Raw genomic sequence first — 13,486 nt, 5'->3', positions numbered from 1 at the left:
GGATGCGAGCGGTGAAGTTCCTGGGGTTTTATCTGGCTGTGGCGGTCATCATCGTGATCGCTGTGTTTCCATTTTATTACGCAATCCTGACCAGTTTCAAATCCGGCACCGCGCTTTTCGTGGTTGATTTCTGGCCTGGACATTTTTCGCTTCATAATTATGCAGCGGTGCTGGCAAAGGGTGGCTTCCTGCGCAGTCTGGCAAACTCGCTGCTGGTGGCGACAGTGTTGGTGGTCTTGTCGCTGCTGCTGGCTGTTTCAGCCGCCTATGCGCTGGCGCGGGTGCGTTTTCGCGGGCGTGGACTGTTATTGCTCACCATTCTGTCGGTCTCGATGTTTCCGCAGATTGCGGTTCTGGCCGGCTTGTTCGAGTTGATCCGCTTTCTGGGTATCTTCAACACGCCACTGGCGCTCATTTTCTCCTATATGATCTTTACGCTTCCCTTCACCGTCTGGGTCTTAACGACTTTCATGCGCGATTTGCCGGTGGAAATCGAGGAGGCAGCGATTGTTGACGGCGCGACACCGTTTGTCATCATTACAAGAGTGTTCATGCCGCTGATGTGGCCAGCGCTTGTGACAACAGGGCTGCTTGCGTTCATCTCCGCCTGGAATGAATTCCTGTTCGCGTTGACCTTCACGGCCTCTGCCGAGCAGCGCACGGTTCCGGTCGCGATTGCCTTGTTGTCGGGCAGTTCGCAGTTCGAAATCCCCTGGGGCAATATCATGGCGGCATCGGTGATTGTGACTGTGCCGCTTGTCATCCTTGTTCTCATCTTTCAGCGGCGGATCGTATCGGGTCTGACGGCCGGTGGCGTGAAAGTATAGGAAATTACTATGGCTGATCTGCAACTGCGCAATCTGCGCAAGTCATTCGGGACATTCGAGGTCATCAAAGGCGTGGACATGGATATCCGTGCTGGCGAATTCATGGTGTTCGTCGGTCCGTCGGGATGTGGCAAGTCGACCCTTTTGCGGTTGATCGCCGGGCTTGAAGATATCACCTCTGGCAGCCTTTTGATGGATGGTGTCGAGGTCAATGGCCTGAGCCCATCCAAACGCGGTGTCGCGATGGTGTTTCAATCCTATGCGCTTTATCCCCATATGACGGTCTATCAAAACATGGCGTTCGGAATGCAGCTTGCCGGCAGCAGCAGACAGGCTTGCAAGCATCGTATTGAGCAGGCTGCCGAGATGTTGCAGCTGACCCCCTATCTTGGCCGGTTGCCGCGCCAGCTTTCCGGTGGCCAAAGACAGCGGGTTGCAATCGGTCGCGCGATTGTCCGCGACCCGAAACTGTTTCTGTTTGATGAGCCGCTCTCCAATCTGGACGCCGGCTTGCGGGTTGCGACGCGGCTCGAAATCGCAAAGCTGCACCAGAGCATGACGGGAACCACGATGATCTATGTGACCCATGATCAGGTCGAGGCGATGACATTGGCCGACCGGATCTGTGTTTTGCGTGATGGGCGGGTTGAACAGATCGGAACGCCGCTTGAGCTCTATCAATATCCCAATTCGATCTTTGTCGCATCCTTCATTGGTTCGCCAAAGATGAACTTGCTCTCTGGCAAGCATGCAGCGCCGTTCGGAGCGCCGACGGTTGGGATAAGGCCCGAGCACTTGGTGTTTGTCGGGGAGGACGGTTGTTGGAGTGGTCGGGTCATTCATTCGGAAATTCTGGGTTCCGACAGCTTCGTCTATGTTGAGCTGGGGCTTGATGAGCCGGTTGTGGTTCGTGAAAGCGGCGTTTCGCAGCGAATGCCTGGAATGGCGGTGTCGATCAAACCAATGGCCGCGCATATGCACCGGTTTGATCAGGACGGCCGCGCCCTTGCCAATGCTGATGCACCGATGAATGAAAAAATTCAGGAACAATCCGCAGCAGGATTGGGTTTTCCTGTCTGAAGTCTTCTCCCGAACTCAAACGAAACGGCGACGATGGCGTCGCGATAAAAGGAGAAATCACGTGTCGATAAGGACGATCGTCTGGGGCGAGAATATACACGAGCAGGTCAATGAAACCGTGCGTCAACTTTATCCTGACGGGATGCATCACACGATCGCTGCGGCGTTGAATGAAGACAGCGCCATTGCGGCCTCGACTGCCACATTGCAGGAGGCGGACCATGGCTTAAGCGAAGAGCGGCTTGCTGAAACGGACGTTCTGGTCTGGTGGGGCCATCAGGACCATGGCGGTGTCAGGGATGATGTGGTGGAACGCGTCGCCCGCCGGGTTTTTGAAGGTATGGGGCTGATCGTGCTGCATTCCGGACATTTTTCGAAGATCTTCAAGCGTCTGATGGGGACGCCCTGCGCGCTGAAATGGCGGGAAGCCGGTGAGCGCGAGCGAGTGTGGGTGGTTAATAAAGGTCATCCGATCGCTCAGGGGCTTGACGACAATTTCGTGCTGGAAAACGAGGAAATGTATGGCGAGCAGTTTTCGGTTCCCGAGCCGCTGGAGACGGTGTTCATTTCCTGGTTCGCAGGCGGCGAAGTGTTCCGCTCCGGCATGACCTGGCGTCGGGGGGCGGGCAATGTGTTTTATTTCCGGCCCGGGCATGAAACCTACCCGACTTATCATGATGGCAATGTCCGACTGGTGCTGCGCAACGCCGTCAAATGGGCCTTCAACCCGCAGCCCGCTTTCACGGCCATTCATACTGCTCCAAATGTCGCGATCGAACAGGCTCTGGAACCAATCGTCGAGCGCGGGCCCAAGCTGCATAAGCCGGGCGAAGCCGGCTATCGTTGAGGTGAAGCATGCGTCTTCTCATTCTTGGAACAGGCGGGATGGCAAAAAACCATGTCGAGGCCTTTGCGGCGATCGATGGGGTTGAAGTTGTTGCGGCCTGCGATGTGTCGGCGGAGCGCGTCGATGCTTTCTCGGAAAATCACGGTATTCATAATCGTTTCACCCGGCTTGAAGATGCGCTTGACTGGGATCGATTTGACGCGGTCGCCAATGTCACGCCCGATGCCATCCATCACCCGACATCTATGGCGCTAACCGGCGCGGGAAAGCATATTTTCTGCGAGAAGCCGCTGGCGGAAAGCTATCAAAAGGCTGCGGAAATGGCGGATGCGGCCGAACAGGCATCCATCGTGAATATGGTTAACCTGACCTATCGCAACGTGGCGCCGTTGCAGAAGGCGCGACAACTCGTGATGGCGGGCGAGATCGGCCAGGTTCGCCATTTCGAAGCCTCTTATTTGCAAAGCTGGCTGGTCTCCAAGACGTGGGGAGACTGGAAGTCGGAAAGCAAATGGCTCTGGCGTCTTTCCACCCGGCATGGCTCCAATGGCGTGCTGGGTGATGTCGGCATCCATATCCTGGATTTCGCGTCCTATGCCATCGGTAGTGACGTTGAACGTGCCTCCGCGCGGCTGAAGACCTTTGACAAGGCGGAGAATGACCATATCGGTGAATATGTGCTCGATGCCAATGACAGCTTCGTCATGATGGCGGAATATGGCAATGGCGCGCTCGGTGTCATTCACGCCAGCCGCTGGGCGACCGGCCATCTCAATGAATTGCGGCTGCGCATCCATGGGGACAAGGGAGCACTGGAAGTCATTCACACCCCAATTGGCTCAAGCCTGCGCGGCTCGATCGGCGCTGATATTGAAATTCCATCCTGGCGCGCAATAGATGCGGAACCGGTGGAGACAAATTATCAGCGCTTTGCCCGCGCCGTCGCGGATGGTGTGGGATTGGAGCCGAATTTCCGGCATGCCGCCAATCTGCAGCGTGTGCTGGATCACGCTATGAGCCGAGATGCACCCTTGCCGACGGTTGCAGAAAATTGACATGGCGTGCCGTTGATGATCGACAAGGCTATTTTGACCGACTTACTATGCGCGCCGCGTGTGAATCCTGTCGCTGACTGCGCGCTTTCCGGGCAGGTCATGCTGTGATCCCGCAAAATTCATTGCCCATTTGCTGAGACCACGTGTTCGTGAGCGGCGGCAAGGTTGCGCCGTCTCCTTTCCCCTCGTGAAGCGGAAGGCCGAACTTGGCGTTGCCTGCAGGACAAACGTCGCTCAACCCGGCAATGAACCGGCTGACTTGAGAATAGGACGCAGCGGTTCTGGCGCAATGCTGAGATAGCCTGCCAGCAGTCGCGTCACATGTTCAACGGCATCCTCCTCCTCTGTCAACGAATGTCCGCAATCATTAATGACCAGTGCGTGGGTCAGAGCCTCGACTGTTGTCACGCAGATGAAGGCTGCTGCCTCGAGATCCGATACCAGGATTTCGTCCTGACATTGATGCATGAAACGCTTCACAAGGTCGAGCGTTTCTTTACGGATTGCTTCGACTTCAACAAGTTTGCCGATGCGGGGAACCTCCTCTTTGAAGATGCGGTGCAGCGCGGGATTGATCCGATGCGCGGCGAGCATGGCGCGGACAAGGTCACGCATGGCGTCGACGAGTTTGTCATGGACGCAGTGCTGCATCGCTTGTTCCAGCAGATCGAGGATTTCACGATTGTGCCGTGCAACTAGCGCTGCGATCAGTGCCTGTTTGTTGGGAAAATACTGATAGAGCGATCCAATGCTGACACCCGCCACTGCGGCAATGCGATTTGTACTGGCGCGCGCATAACCTTCCTTGGTCAAAATGCGAGCTGTGGCGTCAAGAATGGCTTCGACAGTGACGCGCGAACGTTGCTGAGAGGCAGATTTTCGGGGATTTGTCAGGATTTGCAGGGTCATCGAGGTGGATTCCAAAAGCGAGTAGACAATGTGAGTATACGCTCACATATTTAGTATAGTTCGTCAATAAGTAAAGTTTAAGACAAGAAATCTGCAATAATATTGCAGAACGTTAGTCTCGCTAATTAAAATAGAATCTAAGAGAACAGAAGCAAGTAATATGAATAAGCTTTCAAGTGCCGCAATGATGTCTCTTCTTTCCATGTCTATCTCTGCTTGTAGCATTGCACAGCCCGGATCACCCTTGGGAGCGGCGTCATGCAGTCAAAAAATCGAAAACTCGCCAGCTATACAACAATGCACGCAGCCTAAGCTCGGCTGGAAAGGGGCTGATGGCAGTGCCTATCAAATCGGTGGGTGATGGGATGGCGTTTTTTGTTGTCGTGGCTTCAGCGATTGCAAAGACGCCATTCGTTTGAGGTTTGCAGCCGCTCTGCGCGCGTGGGTTTGAAAGGCGGCGGTGGCTAACAATCGGGATCGGGGCCCGACAACTAGGCCAGTCAAAAAGCAAGATCGCTCGGATCGATGATCAAGACGCGGTTGCGACGGGTTCAACGGGGCGGCGGCGCATCGCTCGCGAATGTCTGGTTTTGGATCCGCTGCATTTCGTGGCTGCGACGGCGCCAGGGCGCATTGGCGTTGCATCCATTGGCTGCAAAGCTGGCGCAACAGAGCCGGTGGAACCTTTGTGATGATTTACTCTGTAAGAAGAATCATTTCTTTTGCGGTTTTTTGAAAGGAATTTTTCATTGAAGATTGAAGAACTGATTGGCGTTGAATGTTTGAAAGCAATCCTTGAATACAAGGGAAAAATCCTTCTGGAATTTGATTTTCCGGACGACATGGAGACAGGGCGGGTTCATATGTAGTTGGATTCCGATAATGCGCGCAAAGTCGCGCAGTTTTTGCTGCGCGCAGCCGATGGGATCGATGGGGTTATCAATCACACGCTAAACTGAGGGTTAGCAGAACCCGCCCTCGCGACCTCGCAAAACCCAGCTGCAGCCGGACGGGTTTGAGCTTGAGCGAATGGCGAGAGAGGGGCTCTCGCCATTCTTTGACTTAGTCGGTTGAGCTTGGGTATTGTGCAGTCAAAATTCGCGACACGCAGGCGGATTCCGCCGGATGTCTTGAACAAGGAATAGCTATGCTGATTTCGTCTCTCGTCCAAGTTTCGTACTGACGGCTCCTCGAAGCAAAAGCCGTTTCACCCACAAAACTGGCGATAGGACACCGTTTGGCCAGGAGAAACCGCACGATCGTCGTGTGGATCAAGGCGATCGGACCAAACCGAAGCAGGGACGATGATGATAAGCAAACAGCATACTTGTCCCCTTTACCAATCCGCTTTCTTATAATCGTCCGCAGCCTGTCCGGCTCAGATCGGTGTTGTCATTGCAGTGGCAGTTCGCGCGCACGCCATTGTGCAGGCGGAATTTCCGCCCCGATCGCGTAGCTAAATTGCGTGATCTGCATCGCTTTATCGTCAAGCTGGCAATCAAAATCGATCGCATACCAGCGCGCGCGGCTGCGAAACGCCCCATTGCGGACTGAAAAACTGTTTCCCGAAACCGTGCCGCCGCTGGGGGCCAGCATGTCCGGGAAGGTGTTGCGCCTTTGGTGACGCACCTGCTCCAGCGCTTCGATGCCACAGATTTGCAGCATTCGGTCTCGGTTGGGCAATTTTCCAAGAGCCTGTTTGATACGCGGATCAGCGAGCGTATCTTTCGCATAGATCTGTTGGGCGGGCTTCAGCTTTGCAGGCTTTTGCAGAGGCGTTGGAATGACCGCTTCGCTGTTGGCGCGTTGCGGATCAGCAGGTGCGCTCGTTGTCTCGGATTGCGATCGGGCGCTCAGAACAGGCTGCTGGCGTGGAAGGTTGACCTGGTCTGAGTCGTCCGTTGGCGTTGAAGGCGGACCGCGCCGGTGGTCATTGTCGTTTTTTTTGGGGTCGACTTCATTATCGCTCGCCTCTGTTGGCGTGGGCGGCGATTGCGTGGGTTCCATCTTTCTCACGTCTTGGCTGGCGCTTTCAAACGCCTGCGGTTGAGACTTCGGCGCTTCCTCCGGCTTGGGCTTGTCTGGCTCATGGACGGGCGGGTCAACCAGCTCGACATTAACGCTCGGATCGGGTTCTGGCAGGGGGATTGCAGGCAAGCGGTAGAACACAAGGACAGCCAGCGCCAGATGAAACAGAATGGAAACCGGTGCGCCCCAGCCCGGTTTCACAAAAATTCTTGTCAGAAATTGCTGCATGGGGTGAATGGCTCGTCCTGGAGGCGTTGACTTTAGAGAAGAATGCGGCGGGGAACAAGTCATGAGGACGAATTTGCTGTGGTTTACCAGCGAGCGGCCTATCCTCATTGCCGATTGGCTATCTGCGGCAAGGAGGAAGGAAACGGGCGGCGAGGGGAAAGCTTGCCCTTGGCGGCAATGAACTGATTTCTGAGGATAGAGGATAGAGGATAAAGGACTTTAACGCTGCGTACTAATCTGCAACACTTACGAAAGCATTTTTTTAGTCAACACAATGTCACTTTCTTATTTTGTATAATTTGCTAGTTGCCTTCCCAAAGCGGTCAGATGAGCCGCTGTGCACAGTCCGACGATAGATAATCCCTGCTTGATAGTCAGGTTTCTCACCTAACGCGAACAAATGCCCGGCGAAGCGCGACCTTTGGTCAGTGAGTGTAAAGAATGAGCCACGGTAGTCAGGGTGCTGAAACGAATAAGGTTTCAGCGACCGAGAATGTAAATGAGTTTGAACAGATGGTTGAGCCTGTTGCGGATGTGTCTTCAGCGCCGCATGGCGGCTTGCGATCACAGAGCCGACGCTTTGGTGAGGACGGCCAGCAGGTCCTATGTGGCGCGGATTTTCCGCAATCGGGCCAAGCCGGCGAACGGCTTGATATGTTCTTCGAGCAACTGGCGGATCAGTACCGTTCCTCCATAGCGGTCATTTCGGATGGTGACAGTCTGACCTATCAGGATCTCGACGAACGCTCCAATCAGTTCGCGCGCCTGCTCCAGGATCGTGGCGTTGCGCCGGGTGACCGGATTGGTCTGTTGCTCGACCGCTCTGCGGAGACCTATATCACGCTGCTTGCGGTGATGAAGGCAGGGGCTGCCTATGTCCCGCTGGCAACAGCGTTTCCGGAAGACCGGATGGCGCTGATCATCGAGGATGCCAATGTCAAGCTGGTGATTTCCCTGCGAGCCTATGCCGACCGGGTTGAGAAAATGCCGGTGCCGCATGTTTTGATTGACGATTGTGCTGCGGCCATTGCCGAACAATCCAAAGCCCGGTTCGAGACTGCGGCGAGAAGCGCCAATCCCGACGAGATCTGCTATATTCTCTACACATCGGGGACGACCGGCCGGCCGAAGGGCGTTGCCATCCGGCATCAGAGCTTCTGCAATTTTCTCCGCGTCGCTGCGACCGCTTATGGCTATCAGGCAAGTGACCGGGTTTATCACGGCATGACGATCGCCTTTGATTTTTCCGCCGAGGAATATTGGGTGCCGTTTGTGGCCGGTGCGACCGTCATACCGGCGCCGGGACCGCTGACACTTGTTGGCGAGGAACTGGCGGATTTTCTACGCGACAATGCGATCAATTGCATGGCCTGCAGCCCGACCTTGCTCTCCTCCATTGAGAGTGATGTGCCCAAGCTCCGCCTTTTGATGGTGGGCGGTGAGGCTAGTCCGCTCAATCTGGTTGCGCGCTGGACCAAACCCGGTCGTCTGTTGCTGAATACCTATGGCCCGACCGAGGCGACGGTCACGGCAACCATGGGTGTGTTGACGCCCGAAAAGCCAGTGACGATTGGTGCGCCTTTGCCGACCTATTCCATCGTCATCATTGATCCCAATGAACCCAAGCTCAGTGAAGCTGACGAACTGGGTGAGATTGGCATTGCCGGTATCGGCCTTGCGGTGGGCTATCTCAATCGGCAGGACCTGACTGACCAAAAGTTCATTCCCGATTTCATTGGTCTGCCGAACAATCCGTCCCGGCGGATTTACCGCACCGGTGATCTGGGCCGTATCAATGCACAGGGCGAGATCGAGTATCGCGGCCGCATTGATACCCAGGTCAAAATCCGCGGTTACCGGATTGAACTTGGTGAGATTGAAGCGGTGCTGTTGGATGAACCGGCCGTTGCCCAGGCCGCCGTCACCACCTGGGAAGTGGAACCAGGTCGTGTGGAGCTGGTTGCCTATTATGCTCCGAAATCCGGAATGCCGCCGATTCAGCGCGCCGATATTGCACGGGAGCTGAAACGGCGACTGCCGTCCTATATGGTTCCGGCCTATCTGGAAGAGCTCGATGCGATCCCGATGACGGTGTCCAACAAGGCAGATCTGCGGCAATTGCCCAAGCCAACCAATGTGCGGCTGTCGGCCGAGCGCGAACTGGTTGCAGCTGACAATGATGACGAACGCTTCATGGTGGAGGCGCTGGCTGAGATCCTCAATCTCGATGTGGTCTCGGTTGACGATCATTTCTTCGATGATCTGGGCGCCAACTCGCTGTTGATGGCGCGTTTCTGCGCGCGTCTGCGCACCGCCCAGGGTTGGGAAATGGCGTCGATGCGCGATATCTACCTGCACCCCACCATCAGCGGCCTTGCCCGCCATCTGCTGGTGCCGCAGCACACCGTCGCATCGGTGACTGAACAGAGCCTGACCCATAAGGCCTCCAATTTTGCCTATTGGGCTTGCGGCACCGCGCAACTCGCTTTTTACGCGCTCTACAGCTATGTCGGCCTGATGTTCTTCGACAAGGGGTTGGACTGGGTCTATTTGAAACTCGATGAACCGGTTCAACTCTACCTGCGCTGCGTTGTTTTGGCTGGCGCCAGCTTTTTCGGCATGACCGGCTTTGCGATCCTTGCCAAATGGCTGCTGATTGGTCGTTGGAAACAAGAGCGTTTTCCGATCTGGGGGCTGCGCTATTATCGTTTCTGGGTTGTCCAGACATTAATACGGACGGCGCCTGTTGTGCTGTTTCGGGGCAATCCGCTTTACAGCCTCTATCTTCGCCTGCTGGGCGCCAAGCTTGGCCGCAACACGGCGATTGAGTGTCGGGCGATTCCGGTCTGTACCGACCTGATTTCGATCGGCGAGAATTCCATTCTGCGCCGGGAGAGCAATATTCTGGGCTATCGCGCGGAGAGTGGCTATATCCATACCGGCTCGGTGATCATTGGCCGGGACGCCTTTGTCGGTGTTGGCTCAACACTCGATATTGATACCGGGATCGGTGACGGCGCGCAGCTCGGACATGCATCGTCGCTGCAACGCGGCCAGTTCATTCCCGATGGTGAACATTGGCATGGCTCGCCTGCGGCGCAGACAACGGCTGATTACTGCAAGGTGCGCAGCATCACGCTTTCAAAGACCCGCCGCGTGACTTTTGAACTGCTGCAGCTTATCGGCCTGTTTACGCTCGTCACTCCGTTTCCGCTGCTTTTTCATAGCTACTGGCAGAATGTGAGCGATGATTATCAGGAGACGATCGGCATTGTAGCGATCGGCACCACGGTCACGCTGTTTGGCGCGATCGCCGTTTCATTGCTTGCGGCGGTGGCTGTGCCGCGCATGGTCCGGCTTTTCCTTAAAGCCAACCGAACCTACACATTGTACGGTTTTCATTACTGGCTGCAATCGCTGGTCGAACTCAGCAGCAATTCGCGACTGCTCAATCTGTTGTTTGGCGACAGCTCGGCCATTGTTCACTATATGCGGGCGATTGGCTGGAACCTCAATGAGGTGATGCAGACAGGATCGAATTTCGGGACCAATCAGCAGCAGGAAAATCCGCTGCTCTGCGAGATCGGCTCGAAGACCATGGTGTCGGACGGGCTGTTCATGATCAATATGCACAAGTCCGCAGCCACCTTCAGGCTGGAGCACACGCGGATTGGCGAACGCAATTATTTCGGCAACAACATCTTTTATCCGCCTGATGGCAGGACCGGAGATAATTGCCTTTTGGGCACCAAGGTCATGGTGCCGATTGACGGGCCGTTACGGGAGAATGTGGGGCTGCTGGGATCGCCATCCTTTGAAATCCCGCGCATTGTCAATCGCGACAAGGAACTGATCGCCAATATCGAAGAGGCGGATCGTCTGGCGCGGCTGCGGCGCAAGAATTTCCACAATCTGCGCACCGGTCTGATGTTCCTCGCCGCGCAGTGGCTGATGCTGTTTGCGACGATTGCAATTTGGGACCGCGCGCTCAACTATTATGATGCCTGGACGCATAAGGCGTTGTTTGTCGCAGTCTTTCTAACCTCGGCGATCGCCATTCCTTTTTATATTCTGATCGAGCGTTTGTCGTTGGGCTTCAAAGGGCTCAAGCCACGCATGACCACCATCTACGACGCTGCGTTCTGGCGTCATGAGCGGCATTGGAAATTGTCGGATTCGCCGATTACCCGGTTATTCCCCGGCACGCCGTTCCGACCAATGATCCTAAGAATGCTCGGCGTGAAAGTTGGCAAGCGCGTCTATGATGGCGGTGCAAATCTCACCGAACGATCGCTGGTGATCATCGGTGACGATGCCACCCTGAATGAGGGATCGGTTATTCAGCCGCATTCGCTCGAGGAAGGCGCTTTCAAATCGGATTATATCACCATTGGTAGTGGCTGTACCTTGGGCCCCTCGGCGTTCATTCATTATGGGGTCGTCATGGGGGAAGGTTCGATCGTCGATGTGGATTCCTTTGTCATGAAGGGCGAAGTTCTTGAGCCTTATTCGGTGTGGCGTGGCAATCCGGCCAAGCTGAACCGGTTTGTGGTCCCTGTTGATCCGCAGGGTGTGGTGCTCGCCGATGTCAGCCATGCAGGCCGGCTCTATCCGAGGGGCACAACAGCGCCTGCGGCGCAGAAGGGTTGAGCATGACGAAGCCACAAACCCCGATCCACGTTGAACTCGTCGCGGTGACCGATGCGATCCGGTCCCGCGTCGCGGCTCTTGAACTGGCCGAGGGGCAGCAGGATCTGGTCGCCTGCAATCAGGACTCGCTTTTGGAGGCAGACGAGGATCCAGATGCAAGACCCACGGCCATTCTGATTGATGCCGATCTGGTCGGGTTCTTGATGTATGATGCAACCAGTGAACCGGCCACTGCACAGCTTTACCGGTTGATGATCGACCGCCGCTACCAGGGTCGCGGCTATGGTTTTGCTGCGTTGCAGACCTTTCTGGCGGAAATTCGATCGATCACTGCCATCAAACAGGTCAGCATCTGCTATGAGCCTGGAAATTTTGCCGCACGGCAATTATACGCGAAGGCCGGTTTTGTCGAGCAGGGCATTGACGCGGACGGCGAGATGATTGCTATCTTACCTTGCCGGACATGATCACCAATGATCGATGATTTCAAACGGCTCTGTCCGGAAGGCGTTTCGCTCGGCTATCGACGGGTCGAGGCGGGGGATGCGCGATTTTTATTGGCAGAGGAACAGCGCAGCCTGGTAACGAAGTCGTTGCCGCGCCGGGATCAGAGTGGGGCTGCGCGCTTTGTAGCGCGACAGCTGTTGGCGTCACGCGGTTGGCCAGATGCGGTGATCGGGCGCGCGTCATCGGGGGCGCCGGTCTGGCCCGATACCATTGTCGGATCTCTGGCCCATGATGATGAGGTGGCTGTCGCAGCGATTGGCTTCTCGTCTGATTATCGGGCGCTGGGCGTCGATGTGGAGCCTGCTTTGCGATTGCCTGAGGAAATCCGTGCGCTTGTCAGGCACGCCGATGATCGGACCCCGCAAGGCTTTGACGAGGCACTGATGGACAGGCTCTTGTTCTGCGCAAAGGAAGCTGTCTACAAGGCGGTCTTTCCGCTGGATTATGTGATGCTCGATTACGAGGATATCTGCGTCGATCTCGTCCAGGGTTTTGCGGAGACAAAGATGGGTCGGGGCGTGGAGCTTTTATACACGCTGAATTCTCGAATATCGGTGCTGGCCTATATCAAACAGCATAGGACTGCGTCATGCGTGAGCCCAGCGCTTGTTTGATCGACAGGTGTTATGTGGTGTGAGCAGGAAGGCTCAATGGGCAGCGCGCTGCCGCCGGTGCAAGGCTGTTGATCCTTAGCCTGCCAGCGCTTTCCGGGTTTTCGGGCTGAGCTTTTCGAGACCTTGGCCGCTGGACGATCAGCCCTGAAACCTGCGGCCAAGCCGTGCGATCGCCGCATCGATCCTCTCAGCATGTGTGGCAATGCGTTGCCAGAGCCAGATCATCAGGCAGATCATCAGGCCCCAGGCGATGACCACGTCCGATAGAAAATGCGCTCCAAACATCACCCGGTTGAAGGCGGTAAACAAGGCGACCGGCACCATGATCGTCAGGGCAGAAATCCGCCATTTTTTTGGAAAGAACACAATTACTGCCAGGCTTGCGGCGGCGGTTGCTGCTTCCCCGGATGGAAACGAGCAGTTGCGATTGCAATGGCCGGCAACCTGCCACAGGGGCGTGAACTCAGCCGATCCGCCAAATTCTATCAGGCTGCGCGGACGCGCGCGTCCGATAAAATGCTTAAGCGCCTGGACAGTTAAGAATGGTCCGAGCAGGAAGGTCAGCAACACAAAAAAGTTCTTGTGGGGCGGCAAATGGCGCAACCGGCGCGGGTTGATCGCATAGAGAAAAGTGAAGCCGATCATGCTTGAAAGCAGGTAGATCGTCGCCCGCCTGTTTACATCCCTTATTGCGAGCAACAGGCTGTTATCCGACAGAGGAAATGCGTGCCCACGCGCAAA

General features: G+C 55.7%; 10 protein-coding genes. 7 read left to right on the top strand and 3 right to left on the bottom strand.

Going from position 1 to position 13,486, the window contains the following annotated elements:
- Positions 1-2: 2 nt before the first annotated feature.
- The 4 genes from CEV34_RS16665 (at position 3) to CEV34_RS16650 (ending at position 3,809) form a co-directional block, all read left to right on the top strand.
- Entirely contained in the window at positions 3-827 is an 825-nt protein-coding gene (locus tag CEV34_RS16665) for a carbohydrate ABC transporter permease (RefSeq protein WP_179253566.1), read from the top strand.
- Positions 828-836: 9 nt separating this feature from the next.
- On the top strand, positions 837-1,907 hold the full coding sequence (locus CEV34_RS16660) for an ABC transporter ATP-binding protein (RefSeq protein WP_094544054.1): 1,071 nt from the start codon (positions 837-839) through the stop codon (positions 1,905-1,907).
- A gap of 61 nt (positions 1,908-1,968) precedes the next feature.
- Complete coding sequence (locus CEV34_RS16655) at positions 1,969-2,754, top strand: ThuA domain-containing protein (RefSeq protein WP_007881162.1); 786 nt, start codon at positions 1,969-1,971, stop codon at positions 2,752-2,754.
- Between the two features lie 8 nt (positions 2,755-2,762).
- Complete coding sequence (locus CEV34_RS16650) at positions 2,763-3,809, top strand: Gfo/Idh/MocA family protein (protein WP_007881161.1); 1,047 nt, start codon at positions 2,763-2,765, stop codon at positions 3,807-3,809.
- 234 nt (positions 3,810-4,043) lie between these two features.
- On the opposite strand, the gene CEV34_RS16645 is transcribed toward CEV34_RS16650, so the two are convergent.
- Together CEV34_RS16645 and CEV34_RS16635 are read right to left on the bottom strand one after the other, a co-directional pair.
- On the bottom strand, positions 4,044-4,718 hold the full coding sequence (locus tag CEV34_RS16645) for a TetR/AcrR family transcriptional regulator (RefSeq protein ID WP_094544053.1): 675 nt from the start codon (positions 4,716-4,718) through the stop codon (positions 4,044-4,046).
- 1,392 nt (positions 4,719-6,110) lie between these two features.
- Positions 6,111-6,974 (bottom strand): DUF930 domain-containing protein, encoded by an 864-nt coding sequence (locus CEV34_RS16635; RefSeq protein ID WP_162699537.1) that lies wholly within the window; start codon positions 6,972-6,974, stop codon positions 6,111-6,113.
- Positions 6,975-7,415: 441 nt separating this feature from the next.
- On the opposite strand from CEV34_RS16635, the gene CEV34_RS16630 reads away from it, so the two are divergent.
- Genes CEV34_RS16630 through CEV34_RS16620 form a run of 3 tightly spaced genes read left to right on the top strand, consistent with a single transcriptional unit; the run spans position 7,416 to position 12,745 of the window.
- Entirely contained in the window at positions 7,416-11,624 is a 4,209-nt protein-coding gene (locus CEV34_RS16630) for a Pls/PosA family non-ribosomal peptide synthetase (RefSeq protein WP_094544051.1), read from the top strand.
- Positions 11,625-11,626: 2 nt separating this feature from the next.
- Positions 11,627-12,091, top strand: coding sequence for a GNAT family N-acetyltransferase (locus CEV34_RS16625; protein ID WP_064323141.1), 465 nt, complete (start codon positions 11,627-11,629; stop codon positions 12,089-12,091).
- Between the two features lie 6 nt (positions 12,092-12,097).
- Complete coding sequence (locus tag CEV34_RS16620) at positions 12,098-12,745, top strand: 4'-phosphopantetheinyl transferase family protein (RefSeq protein ID WP_007881151.1); 648 nt, start codon at positions 12,098-12,100, stop codon at positions 12,743-12,745.
- 138 nt (positions 12,746-12,883) lie between these two features.
- Here the strand turns inward: CEV34_RS16620 and CEV34_RS16615 are convergent, their stop codons facing one another.
- Positions 12,884-13,444: a phosphatase PAP2 family protein gene (locus CEV34_RS16615; protein ID WP_143853407.1), complete on the bottom strand. Its 561-nt coding sequence runs from the start codon at positions 13,442-13,444 to the stop codon at positions 12,884-12,886.
- Positions 13,445-13,486 lie beyond the last annotated feature (42 nt).

Source organism: Brucella pseudogrignonensis, assembly GCF_002252525.1.
GTDB lineage: Bacteria > Pseudomonadota > Alphaproteobacteria > Rhizobiales > Rhizobiaceae > Brucella > Brucella pseudogrignonensis.
The sequence above is the reverse complement of the archived record's forward strand: the minus strand, read 5'-3'. Positions and strand labels throughout refer to the sequence as shown.

Coding starts and splice junctions, on each gene's coding strand:
- CEV34_RS16660 (WP_094544054.1), top strand. CDS start 837: ATGGCTGATCTGCAACTGCGCAATCTGCGCAAGTCATTCGGGACATTC.
- CEV34_RS16645 (WP_094544053.1), bottom strand. CDS start 4,718: ATGACCCTGCAAATCCTGACAAATCCCCGAAAATCTGCCTCTCAGCAA.
- CEV34_RS16630 (WP_094544051.1), top strand. CDS start 7,416: ATGAGCCACGGTAGTCAGGGTGCTGAAACGAATAAGGTTTCAGCGACC.
- CEV34_RS16620 (WP_007881151.1), top strand. CDS start 12,098: ATGATCGATGATTTCAAACGGCTCTGTCCGGAAGGCGTTTCGCTCGGC.
- CEV34_RS16635 (WP_162699537.1), bottom strand. CDS start 6,974: ATGCAGCAATTTCTGACAAGAATTTTTGTGAAACCGGGCTGGGGCGCA.
- CEV34_RS16650 (WP_007881161.1), top strand. CDS start 2,763: ATGCGTCTTCTCATTCTTGGAACAGGCGGGATGGCAAAAAACCATGTC.
- CEV34_RS16625 (WP_064323141.1), top strand. CDS start 11,627: ATGACGAAGCCACAAACCCCGATCCACGTTGAACTCGTCGCGGTGACC.
- CEV34_RS16665 (WP_179253566.1), top strand. CDS start 3: ATGCGAGCGGTGAAGTTCCTGGGGTTTTATCTGGCTGTGGCGGTCATC.